20 protein-coding genes and 2 tRNA genes are annotated in these 24502 nt (G+C 55.4%); 8 read left to right on the forward strand and 14 right to left on the reverse strand.

The genetic code is table 11. From position 1 onward, the window contains the following. Positions 1–734: 734 nt before the first annotated feature. The 4 genes from nac to ACN1CO_RS08260 all read right to left on the reverse strand — a co-directional run bounded on the left by nac (position 735) and on the right by ACN1CO_RS08260 (position 5596). Entirely contained in the window at positions 735–1652 is a 918-nt protein-coding gene (gene nac, locus ACN1CO_RS08245) for a nitrogen assimilation transcriptional regulator NAC (RefSeq protein WP_419138556.1), read from the reverse strand. A 454-nt stretch (positions 1653–2106) separates the two neighbouring features. Then, entirely contained in the window at positions 2107–3132 is a 1026-nt protein-coding gene (locus ACN1CO_RS08250) for an ABC transporter permease (RefSeq protein ID WP_170933484.1), read from the reverse strand. A gap of 23 nt (positions 3133–3155) precedes the next feature. Then, positions 3156–4640: a sugar ABC transporter ATP-binding protein gene (locus ACN1CO_RS08255; RefSeq protein ID WP_419138557.1), complete on the reverse strand. Its 1485-nt coding sequence runs from the start codon at positions 4638–4640 to the stop codon at positions 3156–3158. A gap of 32 nt (positions 4641–4672) precedes the next feature. Next, the gene (locus ACN1CO_RS08260) at positions 4673–5596 is read right to left on the reverse strand and encodes a sugar ABC transporter substrate-binding protein (protein ID WP_419138558.1); all 924 of its coding nucleotides are present in this window, start codon (positions 5594–5596) and stop codon (positions 4673–4675) included. A gap of 505 nt (positions 5597–6101) precedes the next feature. Between ACN1CO_RS08260 and ACN1CO_RS08265 the strand changes: the two genes are divergently transcribed. Further along, positions 6102–6177, forward strand: a tRNA-Asn gene (locus ACN1CO_RS08265). A 90-nt stretch (positions 6178–6267) separates the two neighbouring features. Here ACN1CO_RS08265 and ACN1CO_RS08270 read toward each other — a convergent pair. Beyond that, positions 6268–6570 carry a helix-turn-helix domain-containing protein gene (locus ACN1CO_RS08270; protein ID WP_419138559.1) on the reverse strand — a complete coding sequence of 101 codons (303 nt, stop codon included), beginning with the start codon at positions 6568–6570 and terminating at the stop codon, positions 6268–6270. 486 nt (positions 6571–7056) lie between these two features. Continuing rightward, positions 7057–7329 (reverse strand): hypothetical protein, encoded by a 273-nt coding sequence (locus ACN1CO_RS08275; RefSeq protein WP_419138560.1) that lies wholly within the window; start codon positions 7327–7329, stop codon positions 7057–7059. Between the two features lie 532 nt (positions 7330–7861). Here ACN1CO_RS08275 and ACN1CO_RS08280 point away from each other — a divergent pair. Beyond that, positions 7862–9775 (forward strand): methyl-accepting chemotaxis protein, encoded by a 1914-nt coding sequence (locus ACN1CO_RS08280; RefSeq protein WP_419138561.1) that lies wholly within the window; start codon positions 7862–7864, stop codon positions 9773–9775. A gap of 296 nt (positions 9776–10071) precedes the next feature. Here the strand turns inward: ACN1CO_RS08280 and ACN1CO_RS08285 are convergent, their stop codons facing one another. Next, a complete protein-coding gene (locus ACN1CO_RS08285; RefSeq protein WP_419138562.1) occupies positions 10072–10332 on the reverse strand; it encodes a hypothetical protein in 261 nt (86 codons plus the stop codon). 200 nt (positions 10333–10532) lie between these two features. Here ACN1CO_RS08285 and ACN1CO_RS08290 point away from each other — a divergent pair, with 200 nt between their 5' ends. Then, positions 10533–10667 (forward strand): hypothetical protein, encoded by a 135-nt coding sequence (locus ACN1CO_RS08290; RefSeq protein ID WP_419138563.1) that lies wholly within the window; start codon positions 10533–10535, stop codon positions 10665–10667. A 72-nt stretch (positions 10668–10739) separates the two neighbouring features. Further along, positions 10740–11438: an RluA family pseudouridine synthase gene (locus ACN1CO_RS08295; RefSeq protein WP_419138564.1), complete on the forward strand. Its 699-nt coding sequence runs from the start codon at positions 10740–10742 to the stop codon at positions 11436–11438. Between the two features lie 16 nt (positions 11439–11454). Here the strand turns inward: ACN1CO_RS08295 and ACN1CO_RS08300 are convergent, their stop codons facing one another. After that, positions 11455–11994, reverse strand: a complete 540-nt coding sequence (locus ACN1CO_RS08300; protein WP_419138565.1) for a DUF2058 domain-containing protein — start codon at positions 11992–11994, stop codon at positions 11455–11457. A 151-nt stretch (positions 11995–12145) separates the two neighbouring features. Here ACN1CO_RS08300 and ACN1CO_RS08305 point away from each other — a divergent pair, with 151 nt between their 5' ends. The 3 genes from ACN1CO_RS08305 (at position 12146) to ACN1CO_RS08315 (ending at position 15087) form a co-directional block, all read left to right on the forward strand. After that, positions 12146–12778 (forward strand): TetR family transcriptional regulator, encoded by a 633-nt coding sequence (locus ACN1CO_RS08305; protein WP_419138566.1) that lies wholly within the window; start codon positions 12146–12148, stop codon positions 12776–12778. Between the two features lie 83 nt (positions 12779–12861). Further along, on the forward strand, positions 12862–14244 hold the full coding sequence (locus ACN1CO_RS08310; RefSeq protein ID WP_419138567.1) for a D-arabinono-1,4-lactone oxidase: 1383 nt from the start codon (positions 12862–12864) through the stop codon (positions 14242–14244). A 12-nt stretch (positions 14245–14256) separates the two neighbouring features. Next, a complete protein-coding gene (locus ACN1CO_RS08315) occupies positions 14257–15087 on the forward strand; it encodes a glycosyltransferase family 8 protein (RefSeq protein ID WP_419138568.1) in 831 nt (276 codons plus the stop codon). Between the two features lie 90 nt (positions 15088–15177). On the opposite strand, the gene ACN1CO_RS08320 is transcribed toward ACN1CO_RS08315, so the two are convergent. Further along, the gene (locus tag ACN1CO_RS08320; protein ID WP_419138569.1) at positions 15178–16299 is read right to left on the reverse strand and encodes a Gfo/Idh/MocA family protein; all 1122 of its coding nucleotides are present in this window, start codon (positions 16297–16299) and stop codon (positions 15178–15180) included. Between the two features lie 333 nt (positions 16300–16632). Between ACN1CO_RS08320 and ACN1CO_RS08325 the strand changes: the two genes are divergently transcribed. Continuing rightward, positions 16633–16708 (forward strand) — tRNA-Asn (locus tag ACN1CO_RS08325). A gap of 68 nt (positions 16709–16776) precedes the next feature. Here the strand turns inward: ACN1CO_RS08325 and ACN1CO_RS08330 are convergent. The 5 genes from ACN1CO_RS08330 to ACN1CO_RS08350 form a co-directional block, all read right to left on the reverse strand. Beyond that, positions 16777–17109 carry a type II toxin-antitoxin system PemK/MazF family toxin gene (locus ACN1CO_RS08330; protein WP_419138570.1) on the reverse strand — a complete coding sequence of 111 codons (333 nt, stop codon included), beginning with the start codon at positions 17107–17109 and terminating at the stop codon, positions 16777–16779. Beyond that, positions 17110–17367 carry an antitoxin gene (locus tag ACN1CO_RS08335; protein WP_419138571.1) on the reverse strand — a complete coding sequence of 86 codons (258 nt, stop codon included), beginning with the start codon at positions 17365–17367 and terminating at the stop codon, positions 17110–17112. 310 nt (positions 17368–17677) lie between these two features. Continuing rightward, positions 17678–19897: a catalase/peroxidase HPI gene (katG, locus tag ACN1CO_RS08340; RefSeq protein ID WP_419138572.1), complete on the reverse strand. Its 2220-nt coding sequence runs from the start codon at positions 19895–19897 to the stop codon at positions 17678–17680. Positions 19898–20085: 188 nt separating this feature from the next. Then, on the reverse strand, positions 20086–23178 hold the full coding sequence (locus ACN1CO_RS08345) for an efflux RND transporter permease subunit (RefSeq protein ID WP_419138573.1): 3093 nt from the start codon (positions 23176–23178) through the stop codon (positions 20086–20088). Beyond that, complete coding sequence (locus tag ACN1CO_RS08350) at positions 23175–24272, reverse strand: efflux RND transporter periplasmic adaptor subunit (RefSeq protein ID WP_419138574.1); 1098 nt, start codon at positions 24270–24272, stop codon at positions 23175–23177. Before ACN1CO_RS08350 ends, ACN1CO_RS08345 begins: the two co-directional genes overlap by 4 nt. Between the last annotated feature and the right edge of the window lie 230 nt (positions 24273–24502).

Consider the following 24502-nt stretch of genomic DNA (forward strand, 5'->3'; position numbering starts at 1 on the left):
AGGGTTTCGTTCGCCTGGCGGGCTGGCATGTCCCTGGTGTTCGCTGCGCGAACGGGCTATGAGAGGGTTTCGTTCGCCTGGCGGGTTGGGCAGTTTCAGTAACGCCTCTGCAGGCGACCAACAAGGGGGCGCCAGTCGCCGCGCCCCCTTGACCCCGGGCTCCGGCCTGCTTCACCGCCGCTTCGCGGTCCCTTCGCTTCTTCAGGATTTCTCACGGACCGCCGGGACGCGCCATCCCTGGCGCGAACCCGCCTCTTCGCGACATCCCTGTCGCTCGTCCTGAAATCCCTCATCCCCTCAGCGGCTCTGACGGCCTCCCTCGCCCGCTTTTATCTCTTATTATTAATGTTGATTGAGTGTCGCTGGAAGTTTCCGAAACTGGCTTTGGCGCTCATGCGAGCAGACAACACTTCATTCAGGAAAAACAGAGATATTAAAGGCGGGGTTTGTCAGAGGCATCCGAAGCGCTGAGGAACAACCGGAGGCGAGGATGAGCCGACAGGACGTCGGCGAAAGGACGGCACGAGCCAGGGATGGCGAGTCCGGACGGTCCGCGGGCCGCAGGGCGTGACGAAGGGACCCCGCAGAGCGGGGCGCGGAGGCAGCCGGACGCCGGGATTGTTAAGGGGCGGGCGTCCGCCCCTTGACGCGTCCGCCTGCACGGAGAACCTGAAACTCCTCACCGCCTGGCGGGCGTAACCTTCTCATAGCAAGCCCGCTGCAAGCGCCCCCCTTTACCCCACTAACATCAACTCCCTCTCTTCACTCAACGGCTTATTCAGCAGCGACAGCAGAATATTTTTCACGGCCTGTGCAGAAGGCGACAGCGGTAACCGGGCGGAGATGTTCAGCGACAGCGGCAGACTCAGTGACGGACTGTTGATGCGTGACATCCAGGCATCCGTCGAACCCACCAGCGAGCGGGCGGCGGATTCGGGTAATACGGTGACACCCATGCCGCTGGAAATGGCGGAGGTCAGGGTTGAAATCGATTCGATCTCACCGATGATGCGCGCGCTCAGGCGACGCAGTGAAAATGCCTCATCAACGCGCTTGCGCACGGCACTGTAGTCGCGCGGCAGGAACAGACTCATCTGCGCGACATCGGCCAGATCGACGCTGGCACCCGGATAATCGGTGGCACCGACCAGGAAGAGATCCTCTTTCATCAGCGGCATGCTATTGATGCCGGCAGTGGGTGCGCGATCGTACAGCACCGCCATATCCAGCTGACCGCTCATCACTTTCTCATTCAGCACGCTGCCACTGTTTTCGTGCAGGTAGACCAGCACTTCCGGAAACTGATCGCGGACGGTCTGCAGCAGCGGCATGGTCAGCGAGGATGCCGCTGTGCCCGGTGCCAGACCAATCGACACCTGACCGCTCAACACCTGACCGGCATTGATCACCGCCGTCTGAGCCTGCTCACACTGGCGCAGAATGGTGCGCGCATGGCCATAGAGAATCTTACCGGCTTCCGTTGGCGTGACGCCGCGCTTGGTGCGAATCAGTAACTGCTGATCCAGCTCATTCTCCAGCGTCGCGACCTGCTGACTGAGTGCAGGCTGTGCGATGTGCAGCACTTCGGCTGCCTGCGTCAGACTGCCGATATCGACGATTTTCACAAAGTACTTCAGTCGTCTTAAATTCATCTTGCCTCCGTCACTCACCCCGAATAGCGAAATGGGTCTGATCCCATCGCCCTGATAACAGAGATTTTGCAAGATGCAGGCCAGGTTTAAACGACTCCCGCCAGCCAACCGCCAGATTTTTCCTAACGGCCCGGAAAATAAGCGTTTCTGATTACCTCTTAAGGGTTAATAAGCATCAGGAATGCCTGAACAGCCAGGGTGACAGGGCCAGGCGCACTGTGACAGTGCAGACGCTGCGAGTCAGACGTGCAGAAAAGTGATGACAGGCTGTACAGTTTTAGTGCAGTGGAAACGCTTTGCACCCGATGAAGGCTTACCGGGCCTGAAGCGAAGCGTGACAGAGGGGGTTGAAGATGTAACCGCTATCAGCGGGATTTCTTATTGCTGGCGGATATAAGAGGGAAAAAGCAACCGTTGCCCTCTCCCGCATGCGGAAGAAGGCAACGCCTGCTGATTAACGTTTTTTGCGGTTACGGTGCATATCGATAGAGACCGCAGCCACGATGATCATCCCTTTGATAATGTCCTGAATGTACGCATCGACACCCACAAAGGTGAAGCCGCTTTTGATCAGGCCGAGGATGACTGCGCCAATTAATGTGCCGGTGATACGTCCCACGCCGCCCATCAGGCTGCTGCCGCCGATAACGGCTGCGGCAATCGCATCCAGCTCGTAGGACATCCCCATGCTCGACTGGCCGCTGCTGACACGCGCCGCCAGTACCACACCCGCCAGGCCAGAGAGCGCACCGGCAATGGTGTAGACGATGATCAGATACTTGTTAACGTTGATACCGGACACTTTCGCCGAGGTCATGTTGCCGCCGATGGCGTAAACATATTTACCGTAGCGGGTATGTTTCAGGGCGATGTGGAACAGCAGTGCCACCACCAGGAAAATCACCACCGGCATTGCGCCCTGTCCGATTGAAGTAAAGCCGTCGGACAGGAAGCTGATAGGATTACCCTGGGTGTAATACTGCGCCAGACCGCGTGCCGACACCATCATGCCCAGCGTGGCGATGAATGGCGGAATACCGGTGCGGGTAATCAGCACACCATTGACCACACCCGCCAGCAAACCGACGCCGATACCGGCCGCGATAGGGATCACCGCAGGCATATTCACCAGCGACGGATACATCGGTGACAGGCTGTCAGAAGTCTGCGCCAGGCTCGCCGCGACGACCGCCGCCAGGGCGATTACGGAACCGGAGGAGAGGTCGATGCCGGTGGTGATAATGACCTGGGTCACGCCAACGGCGATGATCCCGATAATCGCCACCTGCAGGACAATCAGGATCAGACGGTTGGTGTTGAGCAGGAAAGACTGGTCACGCACGTACCAGCCAAACATTTCAAAAATTAACGCAATCCCCACCATCACCACGAAAATGCCGGTATCTTTCGGCAATTTATGACGCAGGCTGGCAAAAAAAGAGGGTTGCTGCGGGGCTGCCGGGGTGGCAGTAGCTTTCATATTGCTCATAGTGGTCTCGCGCCTCACTCGGATGCCAACGACAGAATGGTTTCCTGATCGGCTTCTTCTTTATCGAGGATGCCGGTTATACGCCCGCCGTGCATCACCATCACCCGGTCACTCATGCCAAGGATTTCCGGCAATTCAGAAGAGACCATGATGATAGCCACGCCACGGTTGGCAAGTTCACTGATCAAGCGGTAAATCTCCGCTTTTGCACCGACGTCAATACCTCGCGTCGGTTCGTCCAGAATCAGAATCTTCGGTTGCGCCAGCAGCCAGCGGGCAATCAGAACCTTCTGCTGATTACCGCCGCTGAGGTTATTGATGATCTGATCCATGGTCGGCGTTTTGATATTGAGCCGACGGATTTGGTCCATGCAGTCCTGCGCCATCTTCACATGGCTGACAAAACCGCTTTTGCCGCTGTACTCCGGCATATTGACGATGCTCATGTTCTCCATCACCGACAGCACCAGGAACAGCCCGGACTTTTTACGGTCCTCGGTGAGAAACGCCATGCCCTTTTCAATCGCCGTTGAAGGTGAGTCGATCGTCACTGGCACGCCATCAATTAGGATCTCACCGCTGTCGAAGCTCTCCATGCCGAACAGGCTCTCCATCACCTCGCTGCGACCAGCACCCACCAGTCCGGCGACGCCGAGGATTTCACCCCGACGCACACTGAAACTGACATCGGTGAAACGATCTTTGCAGGTGAGATTGCGAACCGTCAGCACCTCTTCCCCGATGGCGCTGTTGAATTTCGGGAACAGCTGGGTCAGCTCGCGACCAACCATCTGGGTAATCAGCGACTGGCGGGTATATTTCGCCGTCTGATCGCTGGCGATCCAGGCGCCGTCGCGGAAGATACTGACTTCATCAGTGATATTGAAAATTTCATCCATCTTGTGGCTGATGTAGATGATTGCTTTGCCCTGCTCCCGCAGGTCACGAATGATGGTAAACAGATGCGCGACTTCGGTTTCGGTCAGCGCGGAGGTCGGCTCATCCATGATGACGATGTCTGAATCCCAGGAGACTGCTTTGGCAATCTCGACCATCTGCTGTGAGGCAATGCTCAGCTCGCCCACCATCCGATCGGCTTTCAGACGAATATTCAGACGGTTGAGCAGTTCCTGCGTCTTCTGATTCAGTCGGCCGTGATCGACAAAACCAAACTTCATCGGCTCACGACCCAGCCAGATATTCTCGGCGACGGTCATGTAAGGCACCAGGTTGAGTTCCTGGTGGATCATTGAAATGCCGGAACGCAACGCGTCCATGGTGTCCTGAAACTGCACTGGCTCCCCTTTAATTTTGATGGTGCCCTTATCGGGACGATACATCCCGATAAGGCACTTCATTAAAGTGGATTTGCCCGCGCCATTTTCGCCCATCAAGGCATGTACCGTTCCCGGACGCACCCGCAATGACACATTGTCGAGGGCTTTAACGCCGGGGAAGAACTTGCTGATGCCTTCGGCTTCAAGCGCAAACGCGGTCATACATCACCTCCGTACAGCTGGGTCGGGAACGATTATTTCAGGTTACGATTGGCAAACTGTTCCATGTTATCTTTGGTAATCAGCTGGTAAGGGATATTGATGATTTTCTGCACTTTCTCGCCTTTAACCAGTTTGATCGCCGTCTGCACCGCACCTTCACCCTGGCCCTGCGCATCCTGGAACACCGTGGCGACCATCTTGCCCTGCTTCAGCATCTGCAGCGCATCCGGGGTGCCATCGACGCCAGCAATCAGGATTTTGTCCGGGTTTTTACCCAGCGCCTGCAGCGCACCGATCGCCATTTCATCGTTGTTTGAGGCAATGGCATTGATCTGATCGCCGGCCGTCATCCAGTTACTGACGACATCCACCGCGTCGTTACGGGTAAATTTGGCCGTCTGTTTCTGCACGATTTTGATGCCAGGGAATTTAGCCGCGACTTCTTCCACGCCTTTGGTACGGTCGCGGGTGGCTTCGTTCGCCAGGTCACCCATCAGGATGGCGACGTTGCCTTTGCCGTTCATCGCTTTAGCCAGCGCTTCCATCTGTAAGCGTCCGGCCAGTTCTGAATCGGAACCGACATAGGCCATTTTGCCCGTCAGCTCAGCGCCTGGACGGCGGTTCACGAAGATCAGCGGGATACCCGCTTTGCTCGCCTGATCCATAATCGGTTTCACCGCGTTGGTGTCGACCGGGTTAACGATCAGCGCATCAACACCCTGACCGATAAAGTTCTGAACCTGCTGCAGCTGCTGTGAAACGTCGCCCTTTGCATCCTCAACCTGTCCTTTGACGCCATCTTTCTGCATCTCTTTCTGCATTGAGGTACGCAGAATCGTCAGGAAGTTGTCATCAAACAGCGCCATCGAGACGCCAACCGAGATATCTTTTGCCATTGCTGCGGCAGGTAACATGCAGGCTAACAGTGAGGCGACAATCGTTTTTTTAATGTTCATAGGGACCCTTCTTATTTGTTAACTTGCTCAGCGGCTGTGACCGCGAATGAAAAATATCTTTTACATTCACCCAGCCTGTCTGGCGTCTGTTTCGGGAAATTTGAGGTAAGTCTTCAGGTTCTGGCTATTTTTGTGATCGACCACTCCTTTTCACAATCACTTGATCTACAAACAGTTAGTTTCAAAATGCTGTTTCACTTCCGGACAATGATGACGACCGTGATGATAAGCAGTTTATTTATTCCATATAATCTCGTTTTGAAATTTTTATCATAAAAGCACTGAAACGATTGTTTTAACATCGGCAAATAACAAAACTTTGACATGCCTCTAACATCTACTGAGAAATGCCCGCAAAGTGAGATCCTGCTGGCAGTTTGAAAATCCATCAGAATCAGGTAAAAATCACCAATCCGCTGCTTTTACGAGCATCTGAACGCAATTCAGTAAACAGGGCTTTGACAAGCGGGATCAGCGCCGCTAATATTCGCCCCGTTCAAGCGATTCCTCTGTAGTTCAGTCGGTAGAACGGCGGACTGTTAATCCGTATGTCACTGGTTCGAGTCCAGTCAGAGGAGCCAGAATTAGAAAAGCCCGCTCAGGGAAACCTGAGCGGGCTTTTTGCATTTAACTTGTCGGTCACGGCGGGAGCGCTTTTCCGCCTGAGTGGCCTACTCCATGAACCCGTAGTGCGAGCCGTCTGGTAGCTCCACCACCAGTCGCAGCTTACCTCCTGCCGCATCGACGTAGCGTTTCAACGTAGAAAGCTTCAGGTCACGCCCCGGCTTCTCCATGCCCGCTACAGTAGGCTGTGTGATGCCCAGCGCCTGCGCCATTTCCACCTGCGTTTTCTGCACTTTCTCACGCAGTTCGGCAAGGTGAATATTGAGCAGGATTTCTGTCGCCATTGCCTTTGCTTCCGCAACGACTTCCGGTTTTTCATCCGCTATGAGCTGTTCCAGCGTTCTGCCCATCACGTTACTCCTTATGGTTAAAGCTCTTTAGCCAGTGTGTGAATTCCCGGTCGGCAACCGGAAGCACGCAGGCGCGGTCACTGTCATTAAGCAAGGTAAACCAGCAATCAAACCGCTCCGTCGTTTTAATCATCCACACGGGATCTCCTTATTAATATAGCTCTAATACTATATAGTCGTAAAGCTATAATGGAGTGTGATGCGGCGGAATGTGGAATGCATGGGTGTTTGATGAAATGCGAGAGAGGGGTTCCGTTCACTATATGATGACACGCACTAAACCTGCACGGATTAGCGAGCTGTCGCTGAATTTGTTCGGGCTAATGAGGTGAATAATTCGGATGCGAATAAAAAAACCCGTTCAGGCTCAGCCGAATGGGCATTTACGTTACCGGGTCAGTGAAGAATGATTACTGCCTGGACGCATCGCATCTTTTACAACGGCACCGTACGTTACTGAGCGTCGGCAGAGGTAAAAAATCAGGACTATTTTTTACGCCAGAAGAGAAAAGCAGCCAGCGCTGTGAGCACCCCAATCCACGGCATTGTGCCTGCACCTGCCAGAAAGTTATGTCGATCAATCGCATCGTTTTTTCTTATATCTGTAAAGCGCGCGGCGGCCTGCTTTTCATGAACGGCGTACACTTCCTCAGCCTCTTTTGTATACCCCTGCACCAGAAGATGAGTGGCGCGGTTCACATCCGATCTTGCCACGACAACGGTCTGTTTTCCCTGCGTATAGAAACAGTAATCTGGCATTGGCTGTGCTCAACATTTAGAGTCGGACTTCTACTCTATCGGATGCAGATCGGGATCGGTAGCATTGATTAAGCGATAAATTTTTTATAGGTGAGGTGCGATTTCAGTTCGACTAGCCCTCTCTCTTCTGAATTTTCAGGCTTTCCTCTCATGTCAGGAAATTAATTAGTCGCTCAGATTGAAGCTTATTTCAATTTACACCACCTGCATATTCATCACTTTAAAATAGTCTCTCTGCTCCACTCATGCTTTCACCGTCATAACTTTGATCAATATCAATAAATGATAATTAATTTTACAAAACATTACTTAACTTATATTAACTAATTTTACTCAATGACTTAGCCATAAATTAGTCAAATGTTAGCAGCCAGATAATTACCATCAAAAACAATATACATCTAATTAATTATTCCGTGACACAATCTGAAATAACTTTAAAGATTAATTTTACCCTGACGATAAGAAGATCATCTTTGGAATTATTTAGTGCTTTTTCTCTGCTTCTGATACCTCATTAAAGGTGAACCTCATGGGTCTTGCTCAACGCATCTCCAATATTAAAATCGGAAAAAAACTGGGCGTCGGTTTTATCATCGTCATCGCTGCCTCCCTTGCCATTACCGTTATCGCTTTCGATTGTTTCCGCAGTATTAAAGACAACTCGGCCCGGCGCACTATTACCGTGGAGATGGTCAACACCTTAAGCAAGGCCCGCCTTAATCGCACCCTGTACCAGTACACCAAAGATCCTAAATTTGCCTCGCAGAATGTTCAGGCCCTGAAAGAGTTAGATGCCCTTTATAACCGCCTGGATGGATTCAAATGGGATGAGATTGGTCAGCAGAAAGTCGCGCTGATTGGTCAGTTACTTAACGAGTATAAGAACCAGCGTGAGAAGTTCGTGGCGTCTGCTGAGGCGACATCTGCTGCCTTTGATGCCATTAAACCGGGCGCCCTGATTGCTCTTGCGCATCAGTTTGAATCACTCGATATGGCTCTGGCACCCGATGCGGCGCTGCCGGTCATGCACATGGCCGCTGCGCTGTTTGATGCAACCAATGTTGAAAAAGCGTTTCTCGATAAGCCGTCTGAGGCAAGCAGAAATGCAGTTATTGAGGAATACACTGCGATCACCACCCTGAGTGAGCAGCTGGACGGTTTCGCTCAGCCAGCTATCAATGAGGTCACGCGGAATGTAATCAGCACTCTGGCGCAGCAGCGCGAACCGTTGACGCTTTATGTTGATGCTTCAGAGAAAGAAAAAGGGGAATCTGCGAGCCTGAGCACCACGGCGGAGCGCCTCAATGCGGCGGTATCTGATACCTTTGCCTTCCAGTCCCAGCTCTCCGCTGAATTTATCAAACAGGCGGAGTGGCGCATTGCGTTTGCCGCACTGACCTGCGTCATCCTGAGTCTGCTGATTGCCTGGCGGATTACCCGCAACATTACGCTGCCATTGAAAGAGACGCTTAACGCCGCGCAACGTATTGCCAGCGGTGATTTAACCACCACCCTGAACACCACGCGTGGTGATGAGTTAGGCCAGCTAATGCAGGCGGTAGATGCGATGAACAGTAGTCTGCAGAACATCATCACCAACGTGCGTGATGGTGTCAGCAGTGTGGCGCGCGCTTCGGCGGAAATCGCTGCGGGTAATACCGACCTGTCTTCCCGCACCGAGCAGCAGTCTGCTGCCGTGGTTCAGACGGCTGCCAGTATGGAAGAACTGTCGTCTACGGTGAAACAGAATGCGGAGAACGCCCATCATGCGAGTCAGCTGGCGACCGATGCGTCGGTGAATGCCGGACGCGGGGGTGAGATTATTCGTGACGTTATCGTGACGATGAACAATATCAGTCAAAGCTCCGGTAAGATCGGCGAAATCATTAATGTGATAAATGGCATTTCCTTCCAGACCAATATTCTGGCATTAAATGCCGCGGTTGAAGCGGCTCGTGCCGGTGAACAGGGTCGCGGGTTTGCAGTCGTTGCCGGGGAAGTCAGAAATCTGGCCCAGCGCAGTTCGCTGGCCGCCAAAGAGATTGAAACGCTGATTCGCGAGTCACTGGACCGGGTTCATGACGGTTCTGAGTTTGTGGAACGCGCCGGTAGCACCATGGATGATATCGTTCGCTCTGTCAGTCAGGTTAAGGACATTATGGGCGAGATTGCTGCCGCATCCGACGAGCAAAACCGCGGCATTTCTCAGATTGCGACGGCAATGGCTGAGATGGATACCACTACGCAACAGAATGCCGCGCTGGTTGAAGAGTCTTCCGCCGCCGCCAGTTCACTGGAATCTCAGGCAGACGAACTGGAAAAAACGGTGGCCGTTTTCCGTCTCTCTCCAGGCCAAAACCGGGCTGCTCCTGTCCAGGCACCACGTTCAGTGCCCGCGATGCCGGTTACGGCATCCGCAGACGCCAGCTGGGAAAGCTTTTAACGGTCTGCGAGGCGTTAATCTGGTCTGAATGCTGATACAGCCAGCCTGGTTTTAACCAGGCTGGCTGTATGACAAGATTCGTTTGATGCCCGGAACGATCCGGCTCGCGCCTGATTTTTGTTTATAGCCAGGCAGGTTCTCAGAAGGGAGAGGAAAAGAGTCGCGATGGCGAGAGAAGTGTCGTCCCTGACATTTTCTCCGGCCGGTATACGCTTTCGCGCAACCGTTGAGGTCGTCCGCTTCGTCGTTTTCCGGCCGGAGCCGGACTACGTCCACTGGCGTCAGTTCACTTACTGCTAGTTCAGTTCTTCGTTCAGGCCTGCAAGAGTCTGCAGGTACGGCACCTGCTTTTGAGCAACCGACGGTGACTTAAAACTACTCAGCCAGCTTCTGGCTTCGGAGATTTTCGTCAGCCGATCCGCGTTGCGTTCAGATTTAGCCATAAAACCCAGTTGGGTAAAAAGTGATGCGATACTGATTTCTTTCTCACCCAGGGCAAGGCTTAGTGCCGCTTCGCCAATAATGACGTGGCCTTTCTCGTCGTTTTGAAATAACACAGAAAATCCTCCATTTGGTACGAATTGATGACAACCTCACCAGAGACTGTAGTCATAAAAACGAGACCTGCCCGAATTAATCACTAAAAATCGCGCAACCTTCTGATCGAATGTACTAAATGTTTTTTTCCGGATTGTTCTGTTTGTCTCTGCCATCCTTCCTGCCAGACTGGCAGGTCTTTTCAGCACGGGATGCCACCATGAAACTCTCTGTTCTTCTCACGTTGTTAGCTGCGACGGTATGCTCAGTATTTGCTGCCCATGGTGGATTCGCAACGCATCAGGCCAGCCAGTCACTCTCCACGCAAAGCGGCGAAGCCATTACTGAAGAATAATTGCCTGGCCCGACGTCGTCTCTGACCAGGCAATCGGTTATGATCCTCTGCCCTTTTCCTGCTGGTTGCCCGATGTCTGCCATTATCGATACGTTTATCGCCCCACCCTGCTTTGATGAGATCGCCCTTCTCTTTGAGGACGAGCATCTGCTGGTGATCAATAAACCCAGCGGGCTGCTGAGCCTGTCCGGCAAAAATCCACAAAACCTCGATTCAGTGCATCATCGGCTGGTGAAGCTTTTTCCTGGCTGCACGCTGGTTCATCGGCTCGATTTTGGCACCTCCGGACTGATGGTCGTCGCACGCAACAAGGCGATTAACGCCGCACTCTGCCAGCAGTTCAGCCAGCGCAGTGTGAACAAAACCTATCAGGCACTGCTGTGCGGACACCTTGCCGATGACTCGGGGATCATTGATGCCGCGATAGCCAAAGATCCGGCGCAGTTTCCCCGCATGGTGATATGCGCGATCCAGGGCAAACCCGCGCGATCGCGCTATCGGGTCATTGAACGCAGTGATTATCAGGGGAAAGAGGGAGAGGTGTTGCCGGTAACGCGGGTTGAACTGACGCCAGAGACCGGGCGCACCCATCAGTTGCGCATTCACTGTCAGCAACTGGGGTACCCGATTCTGGGCTGTGATCTTTATGGCGGGCTGTTACTGCCTGGCGCGAAGCAGGCAGAGAGACTGATGCTGCACGCCAGCGAGCTGCGGTTTGTTCATCCTGTCAGCGGCGAGACGCTCACAGTATCTGCCGCCAGCCCGTTCTGAATGCGTCAACGCGTCATTACCACATTAAATCATCTGGCACTTTGAAATCAGCATAAGGATCATCTTCGTCCTGAGCTTCTTCGCTTAATGCGCTGTTTAAGACGATGGCGCTGGCATCGCGCTGGGCAATTTTATCCGCCACGCTGGCCGGGATGATGGCGTACTGGTTCTCACCATTCGCGTCAGCTGCCAGGCGGGCAATGGCGAGACGGCCATTGATCAGCTGAGTCTGCGTCGGCTTATCCACCATGATCTTTTTAATCAGGTTATTGTCGGTGAAGTTGAAGCTGATGTTGCCTCTCTCCACGGCAATTTTGTTCATTTCAATCAGCTGTTTGACCTGTGCTTTGTACTCTTTCGACAGTACAGCCAGCTTCTGCTGCTCGTTCAGCTGCTTATCACGCTCAAGCTGCGCTTTTTTGTTATCTTCCACTGCTGCTCTGGCTTCGCGTGCCTGAACCCTGGATTTCTTGGCGGTCCGCTGAACCTTGTCCATCTTCTTGCTGGATACTAATCCCGCTTTCAGCATCTGCTCTTGCAAGGTGAGTTTTGTCATTGTCGTCTCTGAACCTGTGAAATAATGTCCGGGATTATACCTGCAATCGTCCGGAGTGTGCCAGGTTGCCGCATTTGCCGCGCCCGCGGTTGCGGGCAGTCTCTCAACACTGTGCTAACATTCCCTGGTCAAAATCACCTTATTGAGCACCATGTCAGAATTCACAAAACGTAAAAATGACCCTGAAGGGCTGAAGAAACGCATTATTGCAGGCGCACTGAAAGCCTTTGCTGAGTTTGGTATGCAGGGAGCCAGGCTTGAGCAGATCGCTGAGCATGCGCAGACCACGAAGCGGATGGTGGTCTATCACTTTGGCAGTAAAGAGCAGCTTTATATCGAGGTGCTGGAGCAGGTTTATCAGCAGATACGTCTGCATGAAACGGGCCTGAACCTGGCGGCGATGGAGCCGGAACTGGCCATGACGCGGCTGGTGGAAGCCAGCTTTGATTACCACGTCGAGCATCCCGATTTTATCCGGCTGGTGTGTAGTGAGAACCTGTTGCGTGGTCGCTACATCACCCAGTCGCCGCAGATCAAAGCGCTGAACCGCAGCGCGCTGGATCTGCTGGATGACATTCTGGCACGCGGTCAGCAACAGGGCGTGTTCACTGCCGAGGTGCAGACCATCGATGTCCATCGCCTGATCAGCAGTATCTGCGTTCATCACGTTTCAAACCGCTATACCTTCAACGCTCTGTTCAGCCCTGATAAGAGCGAAGCAGAGAGTATCCGCCGCAATCGTCAGCTCGCTGTCACCGCAACGTTACGCTATATCCGCAAATAAATGCCCGCAGGCCCGGCTCCGCTTAGCAATAGTCTACGCTTAGTTAAACCTGTCATTAAAATGCAATAATAAGGAATGCTGTTGTGAGCAGAGACGCACGCCTCTATCCGCTTCGCCAGACCCATGTTGAACCCAATGATGATGCGCTGTGGAACTGGGCGCAGAATGCGCAAATTGGCAGCCGTCAGCAGGTTCAGCGTCCCGCCAGCGAAGCGGAACTACAAAAACTTCTCCGCGAGTCACGCGGCAGGATTCGGGTGATCGGCAGCAAGCTGTCGCCCGGCCGGATGCTGCATGTCGCCGATGACGATGTGCTGCTCGATCTCAGCGCACTGAGCGGCCAGCTCGCCAGTGATGAGCAGAGCGTGACCTTCGGTGGCGCGACCCCGCTTGAGCAGGTTTATCGCAGCCTGACCGAAATGAACCGCATGCTGGCGTCATCGCCGGGTGTGATTGCGATTCAGACGCTGGCAGGTGCGATGGCGACCGGCACGCACGGCCAGGGTTTGCAGCAGAGTTCGATTGCCGATGAAGCACTGGCCATCCGGATGGTGCTGGCCGATGGCAGCGTGCGCGAATTTGTCCGTGGTGACGCTGACTTCCCGGCGGCACAGGTTTCGCTGGGGGCGTTGGGCATTGTTACGGCGGTGACATTGCGTACTCAGCCGTTTCAGATTTTCACCTGCCACAAAAATGCCGTATCAGCCGATACGCTGGAAGAGGATCTGCTGCAGTGGAACAACGACTATCCGCTGAGCAAGGCCTGGTGGTTTGTCGACGACAATCTGGTCCACGTCTGGAATGCCCATGAGGCGAGCGATGAAGAGCGTCAGCGCTATGAAGCCCAGGGTCGCCAGGTGGTCGAGCATGAAGGTGAAGTTGATGAAAGTCTTAACGACACCATCGACCAGACGCTGGCGCATATGCACCGCGACACGCAGATCCAGGGCAAAGGCGGAAAACAATTCCGCACCGTCACCCGCTTTCGCGACTTCACCGATGTTACCGGTGACATTTATCAGCTCTTCTGCCGCGGCATCGCGGTCCCCCAGATCAACGTGGAAATCGGCGTGCCGCTGGCAAGAACCCCGGCCATTATCCGCCGGATCAAACAGTGGTACGCAGAAAACCGTCCGCATATGCACTACCCGATTATTTTGCGCTGCACCGGCGCATCATCGGCCTGGCTCAGCCCGGCTGCTGGTCAGCCAACCTGCTTTTTCGGCTTTGTGGTCTATTACGCCGACGATGGCTCGCTGTCACAGGAAGGACTGCACTTCCTGACAGAAGTGGAAAAACTGCTCGCCGAAGAGGGTGGACGCCCGCACTGGGGCAAGTATTACGACGAAGAACGTTATAACTGGCGTGAGATCTATCCGCAGTGGGATGCCTTTCGCACCCTGCGCAGCCAGCTCGACCCGCAGGGCCGACTGGGGAACGACTACATCACGCCACTTTTTGACTGATTGAGGAAAGCTATGTTTGCCTGGGTAACGCTGTTAACACAACCCGACTATCTGGTGGGCGTGAAAGCGCTGCACCGTTCGCTGAAAGAGAGCCAGAGCCAGTGGCCGCTGGTGGTGATGACCACGTTGGCGATTTCAGAAGCTGACTGTCAGATTCTGCAGGATGAAGGCTGCGTGATTAAACCGGTCGAGCCACTCTACCCGCGTGACGATCTGGATCAGCATTACGCCTCGGCGCAGTTCGGTGAAGTCTGGACCAAGCTGCGCGCCTGGCAGCTGACCGATTATCAGCGCGTGGTGTTCCTGGATGCCGATATGCTGGTGCTGCAGAACATGGATGAGCTGTTTACCCTGGATCTGGGTGATAACCCGCTGGCTGCCTGTCACGCCTGCCGCTGTAATCCGAACCAGATTGCCTCTTATCCGCCAGAATGGCAGCCAGAGCAGTGCCACTATACCTGGCAGGCGCGCGGTGAGCAGGCCCCGGAGAGCGTCGACTACTACCTGAACGGCGGTTTTCTGGTGCTGAAGCCCGACAACGCGATGTTCGACGCACTGGAAAAACGGATTGCCGCGATTGATGATCTCAGTGCTTATCCTTTCTCGGAGCAGGATTTGCTGAATGAGGTGTTTGCCGATCGCTGGAAACCGCTCTCTTATATCTACAATGCGTTAAAAACGCTGCCGTTCCAGCACAGCGGTCTGTGGCAGGGTGATGAGGTGAAGAACCTGCACTATATTCTGGCGAAGCCGTGGAAGCGCGATCTCAGCCAGCCCGAGAGCCAGCGCGATCGCTTCTATGCGCTGGATAAATTGTGGTGGGAGAAAAGTGGTCTGATCTGATTGGGTCCGGGCGGGAAACTACAGCTTCCCGCCCTGCCCGCCTGCGTTAACCAACAAAACGGCATTAGCCTCTTTCACTCAGCTTCTGCACTACACCTCTATCCAGCGGCGCTGCTCTGCTGAATGCGCAATCGCTTCCAGCACCTTCTGCACCTGCAATCCCTCTGCGAAGTCGGGCCACATGCGATCGCCCGCTGCGATGCCGTTAATCAGGTCCCGGATCTCCACCGTTTTCTGATCGTTGAACCCGATGCCGTGCCCGGCAGAAACACAGAAGTTTGCGTAATCCGGGTGTGCCGGCCCGGTCAGAAGTGTTTTAAAACCCTGCCGCCCGGCGGGATCGTCATGCAGATAAAGCTCCAGCTCCGCCATGCGCTCCTGGGTGTAACGCAGCGTGCCTTTGGTGCCGGTAACGACGTAAGTCAGGCCCATTTTTGCGCCACAGGCGATGCGTGAGGTTTCAATCACGCCGTGTGCGCCATTATGGAAGCGAAGCAGCGCGCTGGCCTGATCTTCGTTTTCTACCGGCAACTGCCGCGCAGGTTCTTTTGGGTCAGGCCGTGAGGTGATGACCGTCATCATGTCGCCGCTGACTTCTGCAATGTCACCGACCAGGTAGTGCGCCATATTGACGATGTGCGCCGCCAGATCGCCCAGCGCACCCAAGCCAGCCAGCGCTTTCTGGCAGTGCCAGTCGAGCGGCGTTTCCGGTCTGGCGAGGTAATCCTCGTTATGGGTGCCGTAGAAATGCACCACGTCACCAATCTCGCCTCTGGCAATGATCTCTTTTGCCAGCTGGCTGGTGGGGTTTTTCATGTAGTTGAAGCCAACCAGCGTTTTCACCCCTGCAGCTTCGGCAGCCGCCACCATCTCCCGCGCATCCGCCACGCTCAGCGACAGCGGCTTTTCTGAATAGACGTGCTTGCCATGGCGTATCGCCTCCAGCGCCATCTCTTTGTGCAGGAAGTTAGGGGCGCAGATATCCACCACATCAATTGCCGGATCGCTGACCAGCGCCCGCCAGTCACCGGTGGAGCGCGCAAAACCAAAGGTCGCCGCCTGACGCGCCGCCAGCTCAGGATTCACTTCGGCCAGCATCTCCCGCACGATTTCGCCTTTCAGCGCGAATACAGTGGGGGCCTGGGCATAGGCTATCGCGTGGCAGCGCCCGATATAGCCGCTGCCGATCATGCCGATTCTGACTTTGTTCATTTCAACTCCGGATATTCAGTTCAGGGTTGAAATGAAATCTACGTTTCATATTTATTGCTGACAAAGTCAGAATGGAGACTTTGTGACGCCTGTAAAAAACTATCCGGTTAAATCACGCGCACTGCCGTCTGACAAGGGCCGTACAGCGTCAGAACACCTCATAAACACCTCAGTTCGTCGTTTGCTTTTTAACTGCTCTCACGGGTCCTGCAGGCCATGCTTTCGGGGCTTAACACAGCATTATGGCGACTATTTCAGCAGTCGCGCTAATTTATGAAAAAGAGCTTTGACATGGCCCTGCGTGGCCGTTACTATGCGCCCCGTTCAAACGATTCCTCTGTAGTTCAGTCGGTAGAACGGCGGACTGTTAATCCGTATGTCACTGGTTCGAGTCCAGTCAGAGGAGCCAAATTCGAGAAACCCGCTCAGGGAAACCTGAGCGGGTTTTTTATTGGCTGTTTTCAGCGACAGCCCCCTTCAGTTCAGAATGGCTTCCAGCCGCGCCAGCACTTCATTCACAATAGCATCAGGTAATCGCTCAAGCCGCCTGCCTTCGCGGGCTTCCATATCGAGCGTCCCCGGTTGATCGCAGCGAATCACGCCCGTCGTCCTGCACCCCGCCCCATCCAGTGAAACGGCAAAACCTGCTGCGCGGGCAAAGGTTCCGCCGCTGGTGACCGGAACCACAATCGGTAATCGGGTGAACGCATTAAACGAGGCCGGAGAAACGATAAGTACCGGACGCTTCCCACTTTGTTCATGGCCCGTGGTGGGATCGAGTGTCACCAGCCAGACTTCTCCTCTCTCCATTTACAGGTTCTCCTTACCTGTTGCAGGCGCATCAATCCATTCCCGATCCTCTTTGCTGATCTCAGCATGCGGATCGCATTGCGCAAGCAGTTCCTCAAGGGAATATCGTGGACGATTCTGAGGCTTAACGATCAGATAACCATTATCGATAGTCATACCGACTTCGCTGTTTGTCGACAACGAGAGCGTTTTCAAAACGGCGGGAGGAACCGCCAGCATGACTGAGCCACCAACCTTTTTAAGACGCGTGATAAACATAAAGCACCTCCTAATGTTATATTTTAATATAACATCGGCGGGCGATGGCGAGCAATGAGTAATCAGTTCCATTGCCGTGTTCTCCTGAATTGGGCCTGCGCGGGAATAAACTGACTTCTTCATGAGGAGAGTAAAAAACGTTTCGGGGGATGCAAAGGATTAGGCTAGATCAGATGAAAAAATTGCGGCGCGGCTTCCATACGCAGATTAGAGGACGCGTAATCAGAAGATGTGCGACAAAAAAAACTGCACCTTACTCAGTCGGGTCTCCAACCTTTGGGGTGCAGCAGAGTTTCAGTTTTTACAGCAATCAGATATCAAACCGATCCAGATTCATTACTTTGGTCCAGGCGGCGACAAAGTCTTTGACGAATTTTTCACGGGCGTCGCTGCTGGCATAGACTTCCGCCGAGGCGCGAAGCACCGCGTTGGAACCAAACACCAGATCGGCGCGGGTGGCGGTGAAACGGGTTTCGCCGCTGACGCGATCGCGTCCAATGAATTTCTCATTGGTGGCATCGGTGGCTTTCCACTCGGTACGCATATCCAGCAGATTCACGAAGAAGTCTGTGTTCAGCGATCCCACATTGTGCGTGAAGATGCCGTGCTGGCTGCCATCGAAGTTTGCGCCCAGTGCACGCATCCCGCCCACCAGCACCGTTAACTCCGGCACGGTCAGGGTCAGCTGCTGTGCCTTGTCGATCAGCAGGCTTTCGGTGGTGGTTTTGCCGAAGCCGGTGCCGTAGTTACGGAAACCATCCGCACGCGGTTTGAGCAGATCGAACGACTCAATGTCGGTCTGATCCTGACGCGCATCGACACGGCCCGGCGTAAAGGGCACGTCGATTGAGACGCCCGCCGCTTTCGCCGCCTGCTCAACGCCAACGATACCCGCCAGCACGATCACATCTGCCAGTGAAGCTTTGTGGGCTTCGCGCTGAATGGCTTCCAGCGCGGGCAGGACGCGTGCTGCGACGGCATTGACGTCCCACTCACGCTGCGGCAGCAACGCCAGTCGGGCACCATTGGCACCACCGCGCTTGTCGCCACCACGGAAAGTCGACGCCGAAGCCCAGGCAACCGAAACCAGCTCGCTGACGCTAAGGCCGGATGTGGCAATCTTCTCTTTCAGCTGCGCGATATCAGCCACGGTTGGATGATAAACCGGTGCAGGCAGAGGATCCTGCCAGATCAGATCTTCCTGCGGAACTTCAGGACCGATGTAGCGCGCTTTTGGCCCCATATCACGGTGCGTCAGTTTGAACCAGGCACGGGCAAAGGCTTCATTGAACGCCTGCGGATCGTTGTGGAAACGACGCGAAATTTTTTCAAATTCCGGGTCAAAACGCAGCGTCAAGTCGGTGACCAGCATGGTCGGTTTGTGTTTCTTAGTGGAATCAAACGCATCCGGGATGATATCCGGCGCATCAGCGGCCACGAACTGAATGGCTCCCGCCGGGCTGCGCGTCTGCACCCACTCATATTTGAACAGGTTCTCGAAGAAGTAGTTGCTCCACTGGGTTGGTGTCTGAGACCAGATCACTTCCAGACCGGAGGTAATCGCATCTGCGCCAACGCCTGTGCCGTGGCTGTTAACCCAGCCCAGGCCCTGCGCTTCAATCGGGGCGGTTTCGGGATCAACGCCGACGTGGCTGGCCGGTGCGGCACCGTGGGTTTTACCCAGCGTATGTCCACCTGCAATCAGTGCCACGATCTCTTCGTCGTTCATGCCCATGTTGCCAAAGGTGGCACGAATAGCCGGGGCCGCAGAGGCAGGATCGCCGCTGTGTTCCGGACCTTCCGGGTTCACGTAGATCAGACCCATTTCGGTCGCGCCCAGTGGCGACTGCGCCAGGGATTCCGGGTGACGGTGTTCCAGCCAGGCGGCTTCTTCGCCCCAGTTCACATCCAGATCCGGTTCCCAGACATCGTCGCGTCCGGCACCAAAGCCAAAGGTACGGAAGCCTGAGTTCTCCAGCGCGACGTTACCCGCCAGAATATAGAGGTCGGCCCAGGAGATCTTCTGGCCATACTTCTGTTTCACCGGCCACAGTAAGCGGCGCGCTTTATCCAGGCTGACGTTGTCTGGCCAGGAGTTTAACGGTGCGAAACGTTGCTGACCACGGCCCGAACCACCGCGTCCGTCTACGGAGCGATAGGTTCCGGCGCTGTGCCAGGCCATACGAATGAACAGGCCGATATAGCTGCCCCAGTCAGCAGGCCACCAGGCTTGTGACTCGGTGAGCAACCCTTTGATGTCAGCTTTCAGCGCAGCGTAATCTAATTTGGCAAATTCTTTACGGTAATCGAAGGATTCATCAAGCGGGTTCGAACGGGATGAGTGCTGGTTCAGCAGGTCAACACGGAGTTGATTAGGCCACCAGTCGCGGTTGGTTGTGCCGCCGCCCGGAGCCTGGTTTGACTGGGGTGGTTTACCCGCATGAAAAGGACATTTGCCCTCAGGCGCTTCGCGATCGGCTTCGACAATAGGCTTTGCATCTTTTGCATCTTCATCAACGGAATTGCTCATGGTCACACCTCTTTTTTGTATTTTCATCGCTACTCTATAGAGGATTTTCAGGGTCGCACACCTGTCTCATCCTATATGTTTGATAGCTTTTACCTTTTTATGCACCTTCTTCAAAAGCTTGAGACAATGAATCGACGGCCGCCGCTGTGCTTAAAAAAAGCAGCGAAGCGGCAACCGCCACCATGAGACTATTCCGACGGCGTCGGTTTCACAACTGCCGTTTTACTGTCCGGCAGACGAATGCGGAACCAAATCGCGTACATCGCAGGCAGGAACACCAGCGTAATGAGGGTGCCGCCCAGCGTACCGCCGATCAGGGTGTACGCCAGCGTCCCCCAGAACACCGAATGCGTCAGTGGAATAAACGCCAGAATCGCCGCCATTGCCGTCAGCAGCACCGGACGCGCGCGCTGCACGGTTGCTTCCACCACCGCAGCAAAAGGTGCCAGACCCTCCTGTTCGTTATGGTGGATCTGCCCTATCAGGATCAGCGTGTTACGCATCAGGATACCCGACAGGGCAATCAGCCCGACCAGCGCATTGATACCAAACGGCTGACCGAACAGCAGTAGCGTCGGCACAACACCAATCAGCCCGAGAGGTGCGGTCAGGAAGACCATGACCATCGCCGACAGAGAGCGCACCTGCAGAATAATGATCAGCAGAGTGATCGCTATCATGATTGGGAACAGCGGTGCCATCGCCTGAGTCGCTTTACCGGACTCTTCCAGCGAACCGGCCAGTTCAATACGGTAGCCTGCAGGCAGCGTCGTGATGATCGGTTGCAGGGTTTTATTCAGCGCCGTGGAGACATCCGGCGGCTGCAGGGAATCGGCAATATCACCCCGCACGGTAATGGTCGGTGTGCGGTCGCGCCGCCTCAGCAGGGGATCTTCCATTTTCACCTGCACATCACCAATCTGCGACAGCGGGATACGCTGACCCGCAGCCCCCACCAGCGTGAAGTCGGTAATTTTAGCCGGATCGAGCCGGATTTCCCCGGCGGCACGCCCCACAACCTGGACCGCTCGGATATCTTCCCGCACGGTGGTGACAGGCACGCCCGTCAGCAGAAACTGTAACTGCCGGGCGACCTCACTGGAGGTCAGCCCCACCGCCTGCAGACGGTTCTGATCCAGCGAGAAATGCAGCGTCGGTACGGGCGCGCCCCAGTCGGTGTTCACCGTCCTCATCATCGGGCTGGCCCGCAGTACCGCTTCCACCTGATTAGCAATTACGCGCAGGCGTGCCGGATCCGGCCCCATGACACGCCATGCCACCGGATAAGGTGAATAGGGCCCAAACACCAGTTGCGTCACGCGAACCTGCGCTTCAGGCACCAGACCGCTGGCGATTGCGGCACGTAGCTCTGCTTTCAGGGCATCGCGCGCATCCTGACTGTCGGTCAGCACCACCAGCTTGGCAAAGGATGGATCGGGCAGTTCAGGTGCCATCGCCAGATAAAAACGCGGCGGTCCCTGACCAATATAGGTGGTAATGATTTTTGCCTCACGCTGCTGTTTAAGCCAGGTCTCAACCTTTTCAGCGGCAGCCCGGGTCTGTTCAATGGCGCTGCCGTAAGGGAGCTGAACTTCAACCAGCACTTCCGGTCGATCCGATGTCGGAAAAAACTGTTTTTTCACCAGTGCCATACCGAGCACAGCGGTAATGAACAGAGCAATGACCACGCCTGCTACCCAGCCTTTACGGGCAATCACGCGGCTCAGCAGCTGGCGAAAGCGATTGTAGTGACGGGTGTTGTAGATGGCTGCGTGACCGCCTTCAACCGTTTTAATGGCAGGCAGCAGCTTCACGCCGAGATAAGGAGTGAACACCACCGCGACGATCCAGGAGGCGATCAGGGCGATGCCGACTATCCAGAACATATTGCTGGTGTACTCACCCGCCGTGGACTGTGCAAAGCCATTGGGCATAAACCCTACGGCGGTGACCAGAGTGCCCGCCAGCATCGGTGCCGCCGTATGACTCCAGGCATAAGCCGACGCCTTGATACGGTCGTAGCCCTCCTCCATTTTCACCACCATCATCTCGATGGCAATAATGGCGTCATCCACCAGCAGGCCGAGCGCCAGAATCAGCGATCCCAGCGTGATACGGTCAAAGTTTTTGCCGGACGCCTCCATGACCACAAACACTACCGCCAGAGTCAGCGGAACGGCAGCCGCCACCACTACTCCGACACGCCAGCCCATGCTGACAAAGCAGACCACCATCACCACCAGCAACGCCACGACGAACTTAACCATAAATTCATCAACCGCCGAGCGGATATTGACGGACTGATCGGTGACCTGAGTCAGCGACATCCCCAGCGGCATCGCCTGGTTAATACCGGCAGTTTCAGCGGCCAGTGCCTTGCCTAATTCCAGGCCGTTCCAGCCATCACGCATCACGATACCAAGCAGCAACGCCGGTTCGCCCTGATTGCGCACCATAAATGTGGCGGGATCTTCGTAGCCTCGGGTCACCGTGGCCACGTCCGCCAGTTTCAGGCTTCTGCCCTGCGCCACAATCGGCGTCTCACGGATTTTCTCCAGCTTATCGAATGCGCCATCCAGCCGGATAAAGACCTGCGGCCCCTGAGTATCAATTGAGCCCGCGGGCGTCAGAACGTTCTGGTCGTTCAGCGCAGCAAAAATCGTCTGGGGGGTGATGCCGAGCGTCGCCAGCCGATCGTGTGAAAACGACACATAGATGCGTTCACTCTGCTCGCCGATAATATTGACCTTTTTCACACCCGGCAGATGCAGCAGTCGCTGACGCAGCGATTCCGCCTCACGCACCAGCAGGCGCTGCGGCTCCCCTTGAGCCTTCAGCGCCAGCAGCGCAAAGGTCACGTCGGAAAACTCATCGTTGATCATCGGCCCGATGACCCCGGCGGGCAGGTTTCTGCTCTCATCGCCCAGCTTCTTACGTGCCTGGTAAAACTCCTCCTGAACCTGAGAGGGCGGCGTTTTGTCCTGCAGGGAGAGCATGGTGAAAGCCAGGCCAGGTCGCGTATAGGTTTCACTGCGGTCATACCACCTCAGTTCCTGCAGCCGCTTCTCCAGCGGTTCGGCCACCTGATCCTGCATTTCCTGCGCCGTCGCACCCGGCCACGCGGAGATAATCGTCATCTGCTTTACCGTGAATGGGGGATCTTCTGCCCGTCCCAGTTCGAAAAATGACAGGATGCCCGCCACAGTAATCAGGATGATCAGAAACAGCGTGATGGCGCGTTCGCGCACGGCCAGTGCTGACAGATTAAAGCGTCCGTTCATGGCAGACTCCCGGCAACGGCAGCGTCATCGGGCCGCACGCGTTCGCCCTGCTGCAACAGATGTGCGCCCAGCGCCACTATCCGATCACCAGCATTAAGCTGCCCCGTCACGGTGGCCGCCTCGTCACCGATCGCGATCACCGTGACCGGGCGCCAGGCCACGGTGGCAGGCTCACCGGTAATATCAAAGACGCCGGGTCCTTTACCGGCATCGTAGATCGCAGCCAGCGGCACCTGCAGCAGCGGTTGCGCCGGTTTATTCGTCAGTGAGAGCGTAACGGTGGCACCCAGCGGGGCGCTGGCCAGTGCGCCCTCCAGCACGTATCTGGCCTCATAGGTGCGCGTCATCGGATCGGCCACCTCAGCCAGTTGCCGCAGTCGGGCGGAGACCCGCGCACTGCCCGCACCATAGAGCGTGGCCTGCGCCTCACTGCCCACTGCCGGACGCAGAGTCTCCGGCAACTGCACGCTCGCCTCACGCTGTCCGGCTCTGGCCAGTCTGATGACGGGCTCACCCGCACTCACTACCTGCCCCGGCTCCGCCAGCGTTGCCATCACCACACCGTCATCATCCGCCAGTAACAACGCATAGCCGCTGGCGTTACCGGCCACGCTGGCCTGCGCCTGTGCCGCTTTCAGATCAGCCTGAGCGGTGACCGCAGCGGCCCGAATCTGGTCGTAGGCCGATACGGAAACTGCTCCGGTTGCCACCAGCGTGCGGTAACGCGCCTGGTCGGCGCTGGTCTGTCTGACCCGAGCCTGTGCAGCGGCAACAGCCTGCTGCTCTGCCTGGGCCTGCAGTCGCAGATCGACCGGGTCGAGCCGCATCAGTGGCTGACCCCGCTTCACACGCTGGCCGCTATCCACCAGCCTTTCGAGGATTTTGCCCGAGACCCGAAAACCGAGGTCACTCTGAACCCGGGCTACCACGACGCCGCTAAACGCACGGCTGCCCCCGGTGGCACTGATGACCTTCGTTACCCTGACCAGTGGCGGCTGGGTGCGCGGATCCGCTTTGGGCGCGTTATCCCGACAGCCTGACAGCGCCAGGGGCAGCAGACAAACAACCAGGATGGCAGGACTGAACCTGAGCATAGATGACCTTCAACAGTAAGCATGAGAGTGCCGCCATTTTCATATCACGTGACCAATATTGTCAATGGTCACTAATTGCGGAAAGGGATTATCTGTTTATGAAGGTTGCAGGAAAGCCGAATTAAAGGAGGTGACGCCCATAAAGAGGCGAGGTTAATTCTGAGTATACGCTGGAACCTGATGGCACAGCGGTGACCATTTAAACCATAAGTCACAAAATAGAGAATCAC

The sequence above is a fragment of the Pantoea sp. R13S299 genome, assembly GCF_048515925.1.
GTDB lineage: Bacteria > Pseudomonadota > Gammaproteobacteria > Enterobacterales > Enterobacteriaceae > Pantoea.